Below are 17,126 nucleotides of genomic sequence, written 5' to 3'. Positions count from 1 at the left end.
CCCGCCGTCGGCTTTCGGTCAGTTCGTAGTCAGTATCGAGATCAGTACGGCCAGATCGGCGGGTCGTTCACAAAGTGGCCGCCCAGGCAGGCGTGGGCCGGGTTGTCCGGGTCGAGCTCGCCCTGTTCGGCGATGAGCTTCTCGGCGTACGGCTCGGAGTCGTCCTGCGGTGCGTAGCCGAGCGCCCGCGCGGTGGACAGGTCCCACCACAGGCGTGTGTTGGCGGAGGAGCCGTAGACGACGGTGTGGCCGACGTTCTCGGCGGTCAGGGCCGCGTGGAAGAGACGGGCGCCGTCGGCGGGGCTCATCCAGACCGACAGCATGCGCACGCTGGTCGGCTCCGGGAAGCAGGAGCCGATGCGCACGGAGACGGTCTCCATGCCGTGCTTGTCCCAGTAGAACTGCGCAAGATCCTCACCGAAGGACTTGGACAGGCCGTAGAAGGTGTCCGGGCGGCGCGGGGTGTCGACCGGGATGAGCACGCTTGGATCAAGAGGTGTGTCGCCCTGGGGGCGCGGGGTGTAGCCCACCGCGTGGTTGGAGGAGGCGAAGACGATGCGCCGGATGCCCTCCTCGCGGGCGGCCTCGTACAGGTTGTAGGTGCCCTCGATGTTCGCCTTCAGGATCTTCTCGAAGGGGGCTTCCAGGGAGATGCCCGCGAGGTGGATGATCGCGTCGACGCCCCGTACGGCCTCGCGCAGGGCCGCCCTGTCGGCGAGGTCCGCGGTGATGGCGTCCGGTGCGCCCTCGACGGGGCGCAGGTCGAGCAGGCGCAGTGCGTAGCCGTGGTCGGGGAGCAGGTCCCGCATCAGGGTGCCGAGGCCGCTGGCGGCGCCGGTGAGCAGAACGGTGCGGGGAGCGGGCATCCTCGGGTCTCCTTGAATCGAACGGCCGCATTCATATACCGCATTCACATGCGTGGACACGCTAAGGAGCGGGTCGTCGTGCGTCAAGTGTGCCGCGAAGGAGAGGAATCCGCTGGTGTGTTGGGGGTTGGTGCGCTTGACCCCTCCTGGGCGCCCGCCATAGCGTGAGCATGTTCAGGAGTGTGGACGCGGAACATGAATATGGACCTTGGATCGTGGACCTTGGAGTGCCCGTGACGTCAGCCCCGCTCGCCGCCCGCCTCAGCGTCCCCAGCGGGCCGCTGTTCTTCCCGGTCACCGCCTACGGCCCCGACGGCTCCGTCGACCTCGACGCCTACCGCGCCCATGTCCGCCGCGGGGTGGAGGCCGGGGCGGCCGCCGTCTTCGCGTGCTGCGGCACCGGGGAGTTCCATGCGCTCACGCCCGAGGAGTTCGAGGCGTGCGTGCGGGCGGCCGTCGAGGAGGCGGCGGGCCGCGTGCCGGTCGTCGCGGGCGCCGGGTACGGCACCGCGCTCGCCGTGCGCTACGCGAGGCTCGCCGAGGCGGCCGGCGCGGACGGGCTGCTCGCCATGCCGCCGTATCTCGTCGTCGCCGGGCAGGAGGGGCTGCTGCGGCACTACAAGGAGATCGCCGCGGCGACCGCGCTCCCCGTCATCGTCTACCAGCGCGACAACGCCGTGTTCACCCCGGACGCCGTCGTCGAACTGGCCCGCACGGACGGTGTCATCGGGCTCAAGGACGGCCTCGGCGACCTGGACCTCATGCAGCGGATCGTCAGCGCCGTACGCACCGAAGTCCCCGGCGACTTCCTCTACTTCAACGGTCTGCCGACCGCCGAACAGACCCAGCTCGCCTACCGCGCCATCGGCGTCACGCTCTACTCCTCCGCCGTGTTCTGCTTCGCCCCGGAGATCGCCCTCGCCTTCCACCGGGCGCTCGAGTCCGGCGACGACGCCACCGTGCGCCGCCTGCTCGACGGCTTCTACCGGCCGTTCGTCGAACTGCGCGCCCAGAGCCGCGGCTACGCCGTCTCCCTCGTGAAGGCCGGCGTACGGCTGCGCGGGCTCGACGTGGGGGAGGTACGGCCCCCGCTGCACGAGCCGAGCGAGGATCATGTCAAGCAGCTCGCTCAGGTGATCGAGCGTGGGTACGCGCTGCTCAAGGAGGACGTGTGAAGACGTCGGCATTCGTCTACCCCTGGGACGTCAACGGAGACCCGGAGGCATCCGGGAGGATCGCCGCCCTCGGCGTGGAGCAGGTGACGCTCGCCGCCGCCTACCACTCCACCCGCGCCCTGACCCCCCGCCACCCGCGCCACCGCATCGTCACCGCCGAGCACGCCGCCGTGCTCTACCCCCCGGACGCCCGCTGGGCGGGCCGGACCCTGCGCCCCTACCCGGCCGGGGACTGGGCGCCCGGTGACGCCTTCGGTGAGGCGGCCGCCGCCCTCGCGGACGCCGGTCTCGAGGTGCACACCTGGGTGGTGCTCGCGCACAACTCCCGCTTGGGCGCCGAGCACCCGGACACCTCGGTCGTCAACGCCTACGGCGACCGCTACCCCTGGGCCCCGTGCATCGCGCAGCCCGCCACGCGCGCGTACCTCGTGGATCTGGCTGCGGAGGCCGCCGTGCGCCCCGGCGCGCGCGGCACGGAGCTGGAGTCCCTCGGCTGGTACGGGCTGGCGCATCTGCACGCCCACGACAAGACCGCCGGGGTCGGCCTCGGGGACGCCGGTCAGTACCTGATGTCGCTGTGCTTCTGCCCCGACTGCCGGGCCGGCTACGGCGCACACGGCCTGGACGCCGACGAGCTGGCCGACGCCGTACGCACCGCGCTCGAGCCGGTGTGGCAGGGGGCGCCGTCCGACGGGAGCTGGCCGGGGGTCGGGAAACTCCTCGGGGAGACGAAAGCGGCCGGCACGCGCGCGTGGCGGGACGAAACCGCCCGTACGCTCCAGGAGGCGGCCGTCACCGCGGTCCGCGCCGCGGCGCCGGACGGCTTCCAGGTTCTCCTGCACGCCGACCCGGTGTCGTACCACTGCGGCGCCAACGCGGGCGTGGACCCCGCGCACATTCTGTCCGTCGCCGACGGTGTGGTCGTGCCCTGCACGGGCGGCGCGGGCCTGCTGACGCCGTTCGCCGAGCAGCGGCGCGAGGGTGCCGTGCTCGCCGCCAACTTCACCGTGGTCTCCGGGATGGGCGGCCGCCCCGGCACCCTGGCCGCGGACGCCGCACGCGCGCGTGACCTCGGTGCCACGGAACTGCGGCTCTACCACGCCGGGCTGGCGTCGGACGGCGACCTGGCGTCCGTGCGGGCGGCGCTCTCGTCGGTCTGAGGAGCGGGGGAGGGGATCGGGGAGGTGCCGTAGAAGGGCGTGCGCGCACGCGATGAGTTTCGGGGCGGGCCTCGGTCTACCTCCTTGGACGCACCTCTGAGGAGACAGCTGATGACCGACATGACCACCCTCGACCTCGGACCGCAGACCCGGATCATCGCCCGCCTCGCGGGCGGTGTGCGCGAGGAGCAACTGTCCGACAGCACGCCGTGCCCGGAGCTGGCGGTGCGCAACCTGCTGGGGCACCTGACGGGGCTCTCCGTGGCCTTCCGCGACGCCGGCCGCAAGGACCTCGGCGTCACCACCGACACCAGCCCGGACGCGGCCGTCCCGGACATCGGGCCCGGTTGGCGCGAGGAGCTGCCCAAGGTCCTGGACGAGCTCGCCGACGCATGGCGCGACCCGGCCGCCTGGACCGGCATGACCCGCGCGGGCGGCGTGGACCTGCCCGGCGCCGTCGCGGGCGCCGTCGCCGTCGACGAGCTGGTGATCCACGGCTGGGACCTCGCGCGGGCCACCGGCCAGGAGTACGCCCCCGACCCCGCCGCGCTCCAGGTGTCGTACGACCTCCTGCGCGCGGCGGCCGACGAGGACGACCGCGGCGGCGGCATCTTCGGCCCCGTCGTACCCGTCCCGGCCGCCGCACCGCTGCTGGACCGGGCGGTGGGGCTGAGCGGGAGGGATCCGGACTGGAAGCCGTGACGCGCGCGGGGCGCGGGAGACTGAACGTACGCTCCCCGCATGGCCCTCACCCTCACCGTCCTCGGCACCGCCTCCCCGCACCCGCAGCCGGATCGTCCGTGTTCCGGGTATCTGCTGCGCGGCTCAGGCGCCGAGGTGTGGGTGGACGCCGGGCCCGGAACCTTCGCGGAATTGCAGCGGCACACCGATCCCGCACGGCTGACGGCGATCTGGATCTCCCATCTGCATGCCGACCACAGCGCCGATCTCCTGTCCGCGGTCTACGCGTTCGCCTTCGGCGGTCTCACCCCGCCGACGCCCATCCCGGTGTACGCCCCGGAGGACTGCCCCGGGCGCCTCGCGGGGTTCTTCGGCCGGCCGGACGTGGCGTTCCTGCGTGGCATTCTCGACTTCCGGCCGCTGTACGACGGCCATACGGCCCGGCACGGCGAGCTGCTCCTGACCGCCCGGGCCGTCGTCCATGACACCGAGGCGTACGGGCTGCGCGCCGAGTGCGCGGGGAGCGTGCTGGTGTACTCCGGCGACAGCGGGCCCTGCGCCGCCCTCACCGAACTCGCCCGGGATGCCGACCTGTTCCTGTGCGAGGCCGACATCGACGCGCATCGCGAAGGCGAACAGGTGCATCTGACGCCCGAGGACGCCGGAGCGACCGCCCGCGCGGCAGGCGCCCGGGAGCTGCTCGTCACGCACGTCGGACCCACCCTCACCCTCGAATCGGCGACCGCCCGTGCCGCGACGGCCTTCGGCGGGCCCACCGCCACCGCACGCGAGGGCGACCTCCGGCGCGCCTGAACGCAACCCCAACTTCCTTTGTCAGAAGCATTGACGAAACACAGGGGCGCTCCTACCTTCAACGCGTCGTACTTCGTACGTCATATATGAGACGCGATACGCGAGATCCCATACGCGAGATCCGAGAGGCGCGCATGACCTCTGTGCCCACGCCGATCCCCTCCCGCACGCAGTACGTGCTGGAGGAGATCAAACGCCGCATCCTCACCGGGCAGTTGACGCCCGGTCAGGCCTTGGTGGAGACCGAACTCGCCGCACAGTTCGGGGTGTCGAAGACCCCGGTGCGCGAGGCGCTCAAGACCCTGGCCGGGACCGGACTGGTGGTGATGAGCCAGTACAAGGGCGTCACCGTGCGCATGGTGGACGCGGACATGGCGCGCGAGGTCTACGACGTCCGGCTGCTGCTCGAGCCGGAGGCACTGCGGCGCTCCGTACGGCGCGGGGCCTCCCTGGACGCCGCACGGTCGGCGCTGACCAGGGCCGACGACGCCACGGACACCGCCGAACGCTCGCTGGCCAACCGGGAGTTCCACCGCGCCCTGTACATGCCGTGCGGCAACCCGCTGCTCGGCCGGATGCTGGACGAGGTCCGCGACCAGGCGGCCCTTGTCTCCGCCGTGGCCTGGGCCGCCGACCCCTCCTGGGACCGGGAGGCACAGGAGCACCGCGAGATCCTGCGGCTCGCTCTGGACGGAGACGCCGACGGCGCCGCGCGCGCCCTCCACGCGCACATCGCGTCGTTCGTCGAGCGGGCCTTCCCGGACGCGGGGACCGAGGCCCAGGGAGAGGACGGTCAGGCATGACAACGACGTTCGAGACCCAGCGGGCGGCCCTGGCCGACGTGGTGGCGATCCCGGTGACCCCGTTCGCCGAGGACGGCTCCGTCGACCAGGACGCCCACCGGGCCCTGCTGCGTCGTCTGCTCGACGGTGGGATCAGGACCCTCACCCCCAACGGGAACACCGGCGAGTTCTACGCCCTCACCCCCCAGGAACGGCAGCTGGTCACCGAGCTGACCATCGACGAGGCCGGCGAACGCGCCGTGATCCTGGTCGGCGTCGGCCACGACGTACCGACCGCCGTCGCCTCCGCCCGACACGCCCGTGAACTCGGCGCCCGGATGGTGATGGTCCACCAGCCCGTCCACCCGTACGTCTCGCAGAGCGGCTGGGTCGACTACCACCGGGCCATCGCCGAGGCCGTGCCCGAGCTGGGCGTCGTCCCGTACATCCGCAACGGCCAGCTCACCGGCGCCCGCCTCGCCGAGCTGGCCGACGCCTGTCCGAACGTGATCGGCGTCAAGTACGCCGTCCCGGACGCCGCCCGGTTCGCCGCCTTCGCCCGCGACGCCGGCCTGGAGCGGTTCGTGTGGGTGGCCGGCCTCGCCGAGCCGTACGCCCCCTCCTACTTCTCCGCGGGCGCCACCGGCTTCACCTCGGGACTCGTGAACGTCGCCCCGTCCGTTTCGCTGAACATGATCGAAGCGCTTCGATCCGGCGACTACCCGGCCGCCATGAAGGTCTGGGAGCAGATCCGCCGCTTCGAGGAGCTGCGCGCCGCCAACGGCTCCGCCAACAACGTCACGGTCGTCAAGGAGGCCCTCGCCTCGCTCGGGCTGTGCCGCCGCGAGGTCCGCCCGCCCAGCAGGCCGCTGCCCGAGAGCGAGCGCGCCGAGGTCGCCGCCATCGCCGCCGGATGGTCCATATGACCGACATCAAGCGCCCCGAGGAGCTCAGAAGTCATCAGTGGTACGGGACCGACGGACTGCGCTCCTTCAGTCACCGGGCCCGCACCCGCCAGCTCGGCTATCTGCCCGAGGAACACCTGGGCAAGCCCGTCATCGCGATCCTCAACACCTGGTCCGACATCAACCCCTGCCACGTCCATCTGCGCGACCGCGCCCAGGCCGTGAAGCGGGGCGTGTGGCAGGCGGGCGGCTTCCCGCTGGAGTTCCCGGTCTCCACGCTCAGCGAGACCTTCCAGAAGCCGACCCCGATGCTCTACCGCAACCTGCTCGCGATGGAGACCGAGGAGCTGCTGCGGTCGTACCCGGTCGACGGGGCCGTGCTCATGGGCGGCTGCGACAAGTCCACGCCCGCGCTGCTCATGGGCGCGGCCTCCGTCGACCTGCCGACGGTCTTCGTGCCCGCCGGGCCCATGCTGCCGGGCCACTGGCGTAACGAAGTCCTCGGCTCCGGCACCGACATGTGGAAGTACTGGGACGACAAGCGCGCCGGACTCATCGGCGACTGCGAGATGCAGGAACTGGAAAGCGGCCTGGCACGCTCGCCCGGTCACTGCATGACGATGGGTACGGCGTCCACACTGACCGCCGCCGCCGAGGCGCTCGGCGTGACCGTGCCGGGCGCGTCCAGCATCCCGGCCGTCGACTCCGGGCACGACCGGATGGCCGCCAAGGCCGGCCTGATCGCCGTCGAACTGGTCCACCGCGACCGGAAGCTGAGCGAGATCCTCACCCGGGAGGCCGTCGAGGACGCGGTGACGACCGTCCTCGGCCTCGGTGGCTCCACCAACGCCGTCATCCACCTCATCGCCATGGCCGGCCGGGCCGGGGTCCGGCTCACGCTGGACGACTTCGACCGGATCGCCCGCACCGTCCCGGTGCTGGCCAACGTACGGCCGGGCGGACAGACGTACCTCATGGAGGACTTCCACTTCGCCGGCGGCCTGCCCGGCTTCCTGTCCCGGATCCCGGACCTGCTCCACCTGGACCGGCCGACGGTGTCGTACGACACGATGCGCGAGCAGATCGCCGGCGCCCAGGTGCACGACGACGACGTCATCCGGTCCCGCGACAACCCGGTCGCGAGCGAGGGCGGGGTCGCCGTCCTGCGCGGCAACCTCTGCCCGGACGGCGCCGTCATCAAGCACATCGCCGCCGAGCCGCATCTGCTCAAGCACACCGGCCCCGCGGTCGTCTTCGACGACTACAGGACGATGCAGCGGACCATCAACGACCCGTCGCTGAACATCACCGCCGACAGCGTGCTGGTGCTGCGCAATGCCGGACCCAAGGGCGGCCCGGGCATGCCCGAGTACGGCATGCTGCCGCTCCCCGACCACCTGCTGAAGCAGGGCGTACGGGACATGGTGCGGATCTCCGACGCCCGGATGAGCGGCACGAGTTACGGCGCGTGTGTGCTGCACGTGGCGCCCGAGTCGTACATCGGCGGACCGCTGGCGCTCGTCCGGACCGGGGACAGCATCACCCTCGACGTCGAGGCGCGGACCCTCCAACTCAACGTGGACGACGAGGAGTTGGAGCGTCGGAGGGCGGAATGGACGCCGCCGCCCGTGCGCTACGAGCGGGGCTACGGCGCCCTCTACAACGAACAGATCACCCAGGCGAACACCGGCTGCGACTTCGAGTTCCTGGCGCGGCCGGGAAAGGTGCAGGACCCGTACGCCGGCTGACCCGCAGCAGCACGACCTTGCATCACCCTGCACTTCGAGAAAGCGCTTCCCGCACGACGTACGAGAACGGAGAACAGTCATGGCCCAAGCCGCAGCCGTGGCGAAACCGCCCGCGCCACCGAGGCGGCGCCGTGCCTCCGCCACGCCACGCAGGCTGCCGTATCTGCTGATCGCCCCGGCGGCCCTGCTGATGCTGGGCTTCATCGCCTACCCGGTGCTCAGCGTCTTCTACTACAGCCTGCAGGACTACAACCCCACCAAGCCATGGCGGAACGGTTTCGCGGGCTTCGACAACTTCGTCCACGCCTTCACCGAGGACCCGCTCTTCTGGGACACGCTGATCTTCAGCGCCAAGTGGGTCGTCGTCGAGGTCGGACTCCAGCTGCTGTTCGGTCTCGCGCTGGCCCTCATCGTCAACCAGACGTTCGTGGGCCGGGCCCTCGGCCGGGCGATGGTCTTCTCCCCGTGGGCCGTCTCCGGCGTTCTGACCTCCGCGATCTGGGTGCTGCTCTACAACTCCCAGACCGGCATCACCCGTTACCTCGCCGACATGGGCATCGGCTCCTACGGCACCAGCTGGCTGTCGGACACCTCCACCGTGTTCCCGGCGGCGATCGTCGCCGACCTGTGGCGCGGCGTGCCGTTCTTCGCGATCCTCATCCTCGCCGACCTCCAGTCCGTCTCGAAGGACCTGTACGAGGCCGCCGAGGTCGACGGGGCGAGCCGACTCAAGCAGTTCTGGCACATCACCCTGCCGCACCTGAAGGACGCCATCGTCCTGTCGACGCTGCTGCGTGCGGTGTGGGAGTTCAACAACGTCGACCTGCTGTACACCCTCACCGGCGGCGGACCGGCCGGCGAGACCACGACACTCCCGCTGTACATCGCCAACACCAGCGTCGACGCCCACAACTTCGGCTACGCGTCGGCCCTGACCACGGTCGCGTTCGTGATCCTGCTCTTCTGCTCGATCGTCTATCTGCGGCTGAGCAAGTTCGGAGGTGAGGACAAGTGAGCACCACCAAGGAGGCCACCATGGTCGCGCCCGCGCCCCGGCGCACGGTGCGCGAGCCGCAGCGTCCGGCGAAGAAGCGCCGCGCCTGGGACGAGGCCCCGCGCTGGCAGATCTATCTGCCGCTGTCGATCTACCTGCTCTTCACCCTCATCCCCTTCTACTGGATCCTGCTCTTCGCCCTGCGCCCGGCCGGCTCGACCTCCCTGGTCCCCTGGCCGATGACCTTCGACCACTTCGAGAAGGTCTGGACGGAGCGAAGCTTCGGTACCTACTTCCAGAACAGCGTGCTCGTCGGCCTCGCCACCCTCTTCCTGACGACCGTCGTCGCCCTGGCAGGCGGTTACGCGCTCGCCCGGTTCGACTTCCGCATCAAGCGGGCCTTCATGCTCGCCCTGCTCTGCTCCCAGTTCGTGCCGGGCGCGCTGCTGCTGGTCCCGCTGTTCGAGATCTTCGCCGAACTGCAGATGATCAACTCGCTCGGCAGCGTCATCCTGGCCGAGACGGTCTTCCAGCTGCCGTTGTCGATGATCCTCATCAGCAACTTCATCAAGAACGTGCCGTACTCCCTGGAGGAGGCGGCCTGGGTCGACGGCTGCAACCGCATGACCGCCTTCCGGGTCGTCGTACTGCCGCTGCTGCGCCCCGGGCTGATCGCGGTCGGTTCCTTCGCCTTCGTGCACTCCTGGAACCACTTCCTGTTCGCCCTGATGTTCCTCAACAACCAGCAGAAGCAGACCATCCCGGTCGGCCTGAACACCCTGATGAGCGCGGACAGCGTCGACCTGGGCGCCCTCGCGGCGGGCGGCATCATCGCCGCCGTCCCGGTGGTGCTCGTGTTCGCCTTCATCCAGAAGTGGCTGATCACCGGGTTCAGTGCGGGGGCGGTGAAGGGGTGATGAGGGTGCGTCGGAGGATCATCCGGATCGCCGGAGAGGTGGCACGCGGAGCGGGCGCGGGGAGGATCCCATGACCACACCACTGCCCGTGGTACTCGCGGGCGCCCGAGGGCACGGCCGCTGGCATGTGCAGAACATCCGCCGGCTCCAGGAGCGGGGTCTCGTACGACTGGCAGGCATCTGTGAGCTGACCCCGCTCACCGAGGAGGAGCTCGGCGGCGAACTCCCGGCGCAGTCCGCCGACTTCGGCGCGCTGCTCGACTCCACCGGCGCCCGCGTCGCCGTCATCTGCACGCCGATCCCCACGCACACCGACCTTGCGCTGACGGCCGCGCGCAGAGGCGTCCACCTCCTGCTGGAGAAGCCGCCGGCGCCGTCGTACGCCGAGTTCCGCCGGATGGCCGACGGGGTCGCCGAGGCGGGCGTCGCCTGTCAGATCGGCTTCCAGTCGCTGGGCTCGCACGCCGTGCCCGCGATCCGTGAGCTGATCGCCGACGGCGCGATCGGCGAGGTGGCCGGCGTCGGCGGGGCCGGCGCCTGGGCGCGCGACGAGGCGTACTACCGGCGGGCACCGTGGGCGGGCCGGCGCAGGATGAACGGCGTCGACGTGATCGACGGGGCGCTCACCAACCCGCTCGCGCACGCCGTGGCCACCGCGCTCGCCCTCAGCGGTGCCACCCGCGCCGAGGACGTCACCGCCATCGAGACCGAGCTGTGGCGGGCCAACGCCATCGAGGCCGACGACACCTCCTGCGTCCGCGTCACCACCATCGAGGGCCGCCCGGTCACCGTTGCCGCCACCCTGTGCGCCGAGCGGCCCGACGAGCCGTACGTGCTGGTGCACGGCAGCCAGGGCCGGATCACTTTCTGGTACAAGCAGGACCGCGTCCTGCTCCAGCGGGCGGACCACGGCCCCGAGGAGTTCGATCACGGCCGCACCGACCTCCTGGAGAACCTGGTCGAGCACCTCACCACCGGCGCCGACCTGCTGGTCCCGCCGGACACGACGGGCGCCTTCATGCGGGTCGTGGAGGCGATCCGGCAGGCCCCTGACCCGGCCCCGCTGCCCGACTCCGCCTGGCATCTCCTGCCCGGCGAGCACCGTCGGGTGGTGCCCGGCGTCGACGGACTGGTCGCGGCCGCCGCCGACACCCTGGCCCTCTACTCGGAGCTGGGCGCCCCGTGGGCGCCCGGGGACGCAATGCGGAACGACCGTAAGGAGGTGAGCACCCGATGACGCCCCATGACTCCCCGGTCCTGCGCGTCGCGGGTCGCCCGGTCGGCCGGTACGTCACCCGGCCCGAACTCCCGGACCGGCTCTCCCCGCGCCCGTACCTGCACCCCGTCACCACCCTGGCCGGCACGGCGGTCACCGAGCTGAGCCCCGCCGACCACCTGCACCACCTCGGCGTCGGTGTCGCCGTTCCCGACGTCGAGGGGCACAACTTCTGGGGCGGGCGCACCTACGTCCGCGACCAGGGTCCGACCGAGCTCGACAACCACGGCGCCCAGCGGCACGTCGCCTTCCAGCTCCGTGATCCCGACGGATTCGTCGAGGAACTGCGCTGGGTGGCCGCGGGAGCCGAGGTGCTGCGCGAGCGCCGTACGGTCGCCGCGACCGAACTCACCGATACCGCCTGGGCGCTGGACTTCACCTTCGCCCTCACCAACATCACCTCCGGCCCGCTGTCGATCGGCAGTCCCGCCACCAACGGGCGCCCCGGAGCGGCCTACGGCGGCTTCTTCTGGCGCGCCTGCAAGGAGGCGGACGCACCCGCCGTCTTCACGGCCGGTACGGAGGGTGAGGCGGAGGTACACGGCACCCGCGCCGACTGGTTGGCGCTGGCCGGCAGGAGCTGGACGCTGGTCTTCGCCGGCGCCACCGAGGCCACCCGCCGGGACCCCTGGTTCGTCCGCACCGCCGAATACCCCGGCGTCGGCTCCTCGCTCGCCCACGACGAGCGGCTGCCGATCCCGCCCGGCGACACCGTCGTCCGCCGGATCGTCACCGTCGTCGCCGACGGCCGGCTCGGCCGGGACGAGGCCGCGGCCCTGGCCCGGAAGGCGGTGACCCAGTGACCGCGCAGCAGACCGACCTCACCTACCGCAACCCGATCCTCGACGCCGACTGGTCCGACCCGGACGTCATCCGCGTCGGCGACGACTTCTACCTCACCGCCTCCAGCTTCGGCCGCGTCCCCGGCCTTCCCCTGCTGCACTCCCGCGACCTGGTCAACTGGACGCTGGTCGGACACGCCCTGGACCGCCTGGAACCGGCGGACGCGTTCGCCACGCCCCGGCACGACTGCGGCGTCTGGGCACCGTCCCTGCGCCATCACGACGACCGCTTCTGGATCTTCTGGGGCGACCCCGACCAGGGCATCTACCAGATCAACGCCCCGGAGATACGCGGCCCCTGGACCCGCCCGCACCTCCTGAAGGCGGGCAAGGGTCTGATCGATCCCTGCCCCCTGTGGGACGACGAAACGGGCGAGGCCTACCTCGTACACGCCTGGGCCAGGTCCCGCTCCGGGATCAAGAACCGCCTCACCGGCCACCGTATGCACCCCGACGCGACCTCCCTCCTCGACGAGGGCAAGGTGATCGTCGACGCCGACCGCATCCCCGGCTGGTTCACCCTCGAAGGGCCCAAGCTCTACCGGCACGACGGCTGGTTCTGGATCCTGGCGCCCGCCGGGGGAGTGGAGACCGGCTGGCAGGGCGCCTTCCGCTCACGCGGCTTCTTCGGGCCGTACGAGGAGAAGATCGTCCTCGAGCAGAAGGACACCGACGTCAACGGACCGCACCAGGGCGGCTGGGTGCGCACCCCGTCCGGCGAGGACTGGTTCGTGCACTTCCAGCAGCGCGGCGCCTACGGCCGGGTGGTGCATCTCCAGCCGATGCGCTGGGGAGCCGACGGCTGGCCGGTGCTCGGCGACGACGGCGCACCCGTCGCCGTACACGAACGGCCCGATCTGCCGCCGCAGCCGCCGGCCGCGCCCGCCACCGACGACGACTTCCCCGGCGGGCGGTACGGCCGCCAGTGGCAGTGGACGGCCAACCCCGGCGACGGCTGGGCCACCCAGCACTCCGGCGACGGGCTACGGCTGACCTGCGTCCGCTCGGCCGACGCGCACGACCTGCGCAGACTGCCGAGCATCCTCACCCAGCGGCTGCCCGGAAGGCCGGCCGTCGTCGAGGTGGAACTGCGGCTCGACAGCGAGGAACCGGGGGCACGGGCCGGGCTCGCGGTGCTCGGGGACGCGTTCAGCTGGATCGGGTTGCAGCGGGCGGCCGACGGGACCGTCCAGCTCGTGCACCGGTTCGCCGAGGGGGTGGCCGAGCAGGAGCGGGACGCCGATCATCCGCGACCGGCGCCCGAGGGGCGGGCGCTCCTGCGGATCGAGATCGGATCCGGGGCGCGCTGCCGCTTCTTCCACGACGTCGGCGACGGCCCGCGTTCCTCCGGGCAGGTCTTCGCCGCCACCTCCTGGCGGTGGGTCGGCGCCCTGCTCGGCCTGTTCGCCCTCGCACCCGAGGACGGGCCGGGGCATGCCGGCGCGGGCCTGTTCACGCACTTCCGCATCACCGCCATGTGAAGTCACCGCACGCCTGTGGGGAGCCGCAATGACGCACTTCCGAAGCAAGCGCTTGCCAGGAGCGGGCAGAGCTCTGGCCGCCGTCATGGGCCTGGTCGCCGCGCTGGGACTGGGCGCGGTCGAGGCGGACGCCGCCCCGACCGCTCCGGTCACGGCCGACCGCTTCACCGACCGCCCCCACGGCTTTGCCTCCCTGGCCGGGGGCACGACCGGCGGTGCGGGCGGCAAGGTCGTCACCGTCACCGACCAGGCCTCGCTGACGCGGTACGCGGCGGCGCCCGAGCCGTACGTCATCCGGGTCAAGGGCACGATCACCGCCCAGCCGTTCGGCGCGAGCATCGAGGTCGCCTCGGACAAGACGATCGTCGGCGTCGGGACGAGCGGTGAGCTGGTGCAGGGCGAGTTCCATCTCAGCCCCGGCACCCACAACGTGATCATCCGCAACCTGACGATCCGCGACTCGGCGATCGAGGGCAACTGGGACTGCAAGGACACCGACTTCGACGGCATCCAGATGGACACCGTCCACCACGTGTGGGTCGACCACAACCGCTTCTCGAACATCTGCGACGGGCAGCTCGACGTCCGCAAGGACAGCGAGTACGTGACCGTCTCCTACAACCGGTTCGAGAACAACAACAAGACGTTCGGGCTCGGCTGGACGACCGACGTCAGGACGCAGATCACGATCGACCACAACCTGTTCGCCAACACCAAGCAGCGCAACCCCTCCGTCGACAACGCCGCCTATGCGCACCTCTACAACAACTACCTGACCGCGCAGGCGGATCCGGGCGACCCCGTGTGGACGTACGGGAACTGGTCGCGCGGCCGGACCAGGATGGTCATCGAGAACTCCTACTACGAGGACGTCCAGCACCCCTACCAGGCCGACAGCACGGCCGAGCTGGTGCAGCGCGGGTCGATCCTCAAGGGCACGACCGGGCGGCACGACGAGTGGGGCGCGGCCTTCGATCCGCGTGCCTTCTACGACTACCGGCTGGACCCGGCATCAGCCGTCCCGGCGCTGGTCAAGCGCTTCGCAGGACCGCAGAAGCAGATCGGCACCGGGCTGCACAGCCCCGCCGATCACCACTGACCCCCACACACCTTCACATCTGAAGTTGGATCCAGAAGAAGAGAGCCGACCAATGAAGATCAGCAATCGCAGAAGCAGCACCGGCAGGCGTCGTATGCCGGCCGCCGTCGCCCTGGGCGCCGTGCTCGCGCTGACCGTCACCGCCTGCGGCGACGACGGCAGCGGTGCGGCCGGCGACAAGGGGGGCGAGGGCGACGGCAAGGGAAAGATCGTCTTCTGGGACAACAATGGCGGTGTCCGCACCGACATCTGGAAGGAGATCATCGCCGACTTCGAGAAGGCGAACCCGGACATCAAGGTCGAGTACGTCGGGATCGCCTCCACCGAGTACCAGTCCAAGGTCGACACCGCCATCCAGGGCGGCGGCCTGCCGGACGTCGGCGGCGTCGGCGCGGCCATGCTCGCCGGGTTCGCCGCGCAGGGCGCGCTGGAGCCACTGGACGAGCGGCTCGCCAGGTCGTCGCTGAACGGCAAGCTCAACGAGGACATGGTCGAGTCGCTGAAGGCGGCCGGCGGTGGCGACGACGCGCTGTACTCGATCCCGACCTCCGCGAACAACGGTGTCCTGTACTACCGCACCGACCTGTTCAAGAAGGCGGGACTGGAGGACCCGACCACCTGGGACGCCTTCTACAAGGCCGCCGAGGAGCTCACCGACACGGGCAAGAACGAGTTCGGGTACACCATCCGGGGCGGGGCGGGGTCGATCGCCCAGGCGCTGGACGCCATGTACGGGCAGTCCGGGATCACGTCCTTCTGGGACGCGAGCGGCGAGAAGACCACGGTCAACGACGCGAAGAACGTGGCGGCGCTGGAGAAGTACGCGGCGCTGTACAAGAAGGTCACCCCGGCCGCCGACCTCAACAACGACTTCACCAAGATGGTCGCGCAGTGGGACTCCGGCACCATCGGCATGCTGAACCACAACCTGGGCTCGTACCAGGACCACGTGAAGGCGCTCGGCCCGGACAAGTTCCGGGGCATCCCGCAGCCGATCGGGCCCGGCGGCAAGCGGGTGCAGGTGTCCAACCCGGTGGACGGGCTCGGCGTGTTCAAGAGCTCCAAGAACAAGGAAGCCGCGTGGAAGTTCATCGAGTTCGCGACCTCGCCCGAGGCGAACTCGAAGTTCAACGAGTCGGCGGGGCAGGTGCCGGCGCACACCGATGCGGCGAAGGACGCGTGGATTTCCGAGGCGGAGCCGACGAAGTTGGCTGCGGAGGCGCTGAGTGACGGGTCTACGACCATCGTGCAGTTGCCGTACTACCTGCCGGACTGGAACACGATTTCCAAGGCGGACAATGAGCCGAACTTCCAGAAGGTGCTGCTCGGTGACATGAGTGCCAAGGAATTCTTGGACACGTTGGCCGATCAGCTGAATGAGGCTCAGGCCGAGTGGAAGCAGCAGAACGGTTAAACGCCGGTTCGTTGTGGGGCGGTCTGTGGTTTTCGGGCTGCGGGCCGTCCCCGGCTGGTCGCGCCCACGCGGCGGAGCCGCATATTGATACAGCCCCGCGCCCCTGAGGGCGTTCACCATCCCCGTGTTGAAAGGCACATGGTCGTGTCACTCACGCGTAGACAGGTTGCCGTCGCTGCCCTTGCCGCTGTGCCGGTCTCGGTGGCCGCTGCCGGTCCGGCGACGGCAACCGGCCCCCGCCGCACCCGAACTCTCTACATCGCCGGTGACTCCACCGCCGCTCAGAAATACGCCGACGCCATGCCCGAGACCGGGTGGGGAATGGCTCTTCCCTTCTTTCTGCACAAGGACCGGACCGTTTCGAATCACGCGGTCAACGGGCGCAGTTCGAAGAGTTTTGTCGATGAAGGGCGGCTCGATGTCATCCTCGGCGCCATTCGGCCCGGCGATTTCCTGCTGATCCAGTTCGCGCACAACGACGAGAAGGTCGCCGACCCCACTCGGTACACCGAGCCCTGGTCGACGTACCAGGAGTATCTGCGTCTGTACGTCGACGGCGCCCGGGCGCGTGGTGCGAGGCCGGTGCTTGCCACCGCCGTCGAGCGGCGCCGGTTCGACGCGAGCGGCAACGCCGTGCCGACCCACGGCGACTATCCGGCGGCGATGCGTGCGCTCGCCCAGGAGGAGCGCGTGGCGTTGCTCGACATCCAGGCGCTGTCGCTCGCCCTGTGGCAGCGGCTCGGGGTGGAGGGCACGAAGACGTACTTCAACTGGACCGCCACCGAGCAGGACAACACGCACTTCAATCCGCCGGGCGCTATCGCCGTGGCGCGTCTCGTGGCGCGGGAACTGCTGCGTGCGAGTGTGCTCGGCCCGCAGGACGTGCGCCGGCTCGACGAGGAGATCCCGGAGTCCTGGATCACCTGGCCGCAGGCCGCCGCGTAACAAAACCCTTCGATCGCAGAGAAGAGAG

Annotated in this window: 16 protein-coding genes; 15 read left to right on the top strand and 1 reads right to left on the bottom strand. The window is 70.6% G+C overall.

Annotation, left to right across the window (positions count from 1 at the left end; translation table 11 throughout):
- Positions 1 to 41: 41 nt before the first annotated feature.
- Positions 42 to 866: an NAD-dependent epimerase/dehydratase family protein gene (locus ACFVJQ_RS00860; RefSeq protein WP_385779920.1), complete on the bottom strand. Its 825-nt coding sequence runs from the start codon at positions 864 to 866 to the stop codon at positions 42 to 44.
- Positions 867 to 1,099: 233 nt separating this feature from the next.
- Between ACFVJQ_RS00860 and ACFVJQ_RS00855 the strand changes: the two genes are divergently transcribed.
- The 15 genes from ACFVJQ_RS00855 (at position 1,100) to ACFVJQ_RS00785 (ending at position 17,098) form a co-directional block, all read left to right on the top strand.
- The gene (locus ACFVJQ_RS00855) at positions 1,100 to 2,041 is read left to right on the top strand and encodes a 5-dehydro-4-deoxyglucarate dehydratase (RefSeq protein ID WP_385779917.1); all 942 of its coding nucleotides are present in this window, start codon (positions 1,100 to 1,102) and stop codon (positions 2,039 to 2,041) included.
- Positions 2,038 to 3,201 (top strand): hypothetical protein, encoded by a 1,164-nt coding sequence (locus ACFVJQ_RS00850; RefSeq protein ID WP_385779914.1) that lies wholly within the window; start codon positions 2,038 to 2,040, stop codon positions 3,199 to 3,201. Before ACFVJQ_RS00855 ends, ACFVJQ_RS00850 begins: the two co-directional genes overlap by 4 nt.
- 111 nt (positions 3,202 to 3,312) lie before the next feature.
- Entirely contained in the window at positions 3,313 to 3,903 is a 591-nt protein-coding gene (locus tag ACFVJQ_RS00845; protein WP_385779911.1) for a TIGR03086 family metal-binding protein, read from the top strand.
- Between the two features lie 39 nt (positions 3,904 to 3,942).
- A complete protein-coding gene (locus tag ACFVJQ_RS00840) occupies positions 3,943 to 4,695 on the top strand; it encodes an MBL fold metallo-hydrolase (RefSeq protein ID WP_385509137.1) in 753 nt (250 codons plus the stop codon).
- A 134-nt stretch (positions 4,696 to 4,829) separates the two neighbouring features.
- On the top strand, positions 4,830 to 5,498 hold the full coding sequence (locus tag ACFVJQ_RS00835) for a GntR family transcriptional regulator (protein ID WP_385779908.1): 669 nt from the start codon (positions 4,830 to 4,832) through the stop codon (positions 5,496 to 5,498).
- Positions 5,495 to 6,403 carry a dihydrodipicolinate synthase family protein gene (locus tag ACFVJQ_RS00830; protein ID WP_385779904.1) on the top strand — a complete coding sequence of 303 codons (909 nt, stop codon included), beginning with the start codon at positions 5,495 to 5,497 and terminating at the stop codon, positions 6,401 to 6,403. Before ACFVJQ_RS00835 ends, ACFVJQ_RS00830 begins: the two co-directional genes overlap by 4 nt.
- On the top strand, positions 6,400 to 8,130 hold the full coding sequence (gene araD / locus ACFVJQ_RS00825; protein WP_385779901.1) for an L-arabinonate dehydratase: 1,731 nt from the start codon (positions 6,400 to 6,402) through the stop codon (positions 8,128 to 8,130). The genes ACFVJQ_RS00830 and araD overlap by 4 nt, the downstream gene beginning before the upstream one ends.
- 79 nt (positions 8,131 to 8,209) lie before the next feature.
- Positions 8,210 to 9,145, top strand: coding sequence for a carbohydrate ABC transporter permease (locus ACFVJQ_RS00820; protein WP_224736891.1), 936 nt, complete (start codon positions 8,210 to 8,212; stop codon positions 9,143 to 9,145).
- Between the two features lie 20 nt (positions 9,146 to 9,165).
- Positions 9,166 to 10,041 carry a carbohydrate ABC transporter permease gene (locus tag ACFVJQ_RS00815; RefSeq protein WP_129797524.1) on the top strand — a complete coding sequence of 292 codons (876 nt, stop codon included), beginning with the start codon at positions 9,166 to 9,168 and terminating at the stop codon, positions 10,039 to 10,041.
- A gap of 70 nt (positions 10,042 to 10,111) precedes the next feature.
- A complete protein-coding gene (locus tag ACFVJQ_RS00810; RefSeq protein WP_385779898.1) occupies positions 10,112 to 11,278 on the top strand; it encodes a Gfo/Idh/MocA family protein in 1,167 nt (388 codons plus the stop codon).
- A complete protein-coding gene (locus tag ACFVJQ_RS00805; protein WP_385779896.1) occupies positions 11,275 to 12,120 on the top strand; it encodes a PmoA family protein in 846 nt (281 codons plus the stop codon). The genes ACFVJQ_RS00810 and ACFVJQ_RS00805 overlap by 4 nt, the downstream gene beginning before the upstream one ends.
- On the top strand, positions 12,117 to 13,640 hold the full coding sequence (locus ACFVJQ_RS00800; RefSeq protein WP_385779894.1) for a family 43 glycosylhydrolase: 1,524 nt from the start codon (positions 12,117 to 12,119) through the stop codon (positions 13,638 to 13,640). The genes ACFVJQ_RS00805 and ACFVJQ_RS00800 overlap by 4 nt, the downstream gene beginning before the upstream one ends.
- 28 nt (positions 13,641 to 13,668) lie before the next feature.
- Entirely contained in the window at positions 13,669 to 14,739 is a 1,071-nt protein-coding gene (locus ACFVJQ_RS00795) for a polysaccharide lyase family 1 protein (RefSeq protein WP_385779892.1), read from the top strand.
- A gap of 52 nt (positions 14,740 to 14,791) precedes the next feature.
- Positions 14,792 to 16,153, top strand: a complete 1,362-nt coding sequence (locus ACFVJQ_RS00790) for an ABC transporter substrate-binding protein (protein ID WP_385509128.1) — start codon at positions 14,792 to 14,794, stop codon at positions 16,151 to 16,153.
- A gap of 144 nt (positions 16,154 to 16,297) precedes the next feature.
- Positions 16,298 to 17,098, top strand: a complete 801-nt coding sequence (locus ACFVJQ_RS00785) for a rhamnogalacturonan acetylesterase (protein ID WP_385509448.1) — start codon at positions 16,298 to 16,300, stop codon at positions 17,096 to 17,098.
- The last annotated feature ends 28 nt before the right edge of the window (positions 17,099 to 17,126 follow it).

This window comes from Streptomyces sp. NPDC127197 (genome assembly GCF_042672405.1).
Classification (GTDB): domain Bacteria; phylum Actinomycetota; class Actinomycetes; order Streptomycetales; family Streptomycetaceae; genus Streptomyces; species Streptomyces flavusporus.
Note: the sequence above shows the minus strand (reverse complement) of the source record. Positions and strands in the feature narration are given on the sequence as shown.

Excerpts from the sequence above, each read along its gene's own strand:
- ACFVJQ_RS00810 (WP_385779898.1), top strand. The coding sequence starts at position 10,112 with ATGACCACACCACTGCCCGTGGTACTCGCGGGCGCCCGAGGGCACGGC.
- ACFVJQ_RS00845 (WP_385779911.1), top strand. The coding sequence starts at position 3,313 with ATGACCGACATGACCACCCTCGACCTCGGACCGCAGACCCGGATCATC.
- ACFVJQ_RS00860 (WP_385779920.1), bottom strand. The coding sequence starts at position 866 with ATGCCCGCTCCCCGCACCGTTCTGCTCACCGGCGCCGCCAGCGGCCTC.
- ACFVJQ_RS00835 (WP_385779908.1), top strand. The coding sequence starts at position 4,830 with ATGACCTCTGTGCCCACGCCGATCCCCTCCCGCACGCAGTACGTGCTG.
- araD (WP_385779901.1), top strand. The coding sequence starts at position 6,400 with ATGACCGACATCAAGCGCCCCGAGGAGCTCAGAAGTCATCAGTGGTAC.
- ACFVJQ_RS00790 (WP_385509128.1), top strand. The coding sequence starts at position 14,792 with ATGAAGATCAGCAATCGCAGAAGCAGCACCGGCAGGCGTCGTATGCCG.
- ACFVJQ_RS00815 (WP_129797524.1), top strand. The coding sequence starts at position 9,166 with ATGGTCGCGCCCGCGCCCCGGCGCACGGTGCGCGAGCCGCAGCGTCCG.
- ACFVJQ_RS00840 (WP_385509137.1), top strand. The coding sequence starts at position 3,943 with ATGGCCCTCACCCTCACCGTCCTCGGCACCGCCTCCCCGCACCCGCAG.
- ACFVJQ_RS00830 (WP_385779904.1), top strand. The coding sequence starts at position 5,495 with ATGACAACGACGTTCGAGACCCAGCGGGCGGCCCTGGCCGACGTGGTG.
- ACFVJQ_RS00795 (WP_385779892.1), top strand. The coding sequence starts at position 13,669 with ATGACGCACTTCCGAAGCAAGCGCTTGCCAGGAGCGGGCAGAGCTCTG.
- ACFVJQ_RS00820 (WP_224736891.1), top strand. The coding sequence starts at position 8,210 with ATGGCCCAAGCCGCAGCCGTGGCGAAACCGCCCGCGCCACCGAGGCGG.
- ACFVJQ_RS00805 (WP_385779896.1), top strand. The coding sequence starts at position 11,275 with ATGACGCCCCATGACTCCCCGGTCCTGCGCGTCGCGGGTCGCCCGGTC.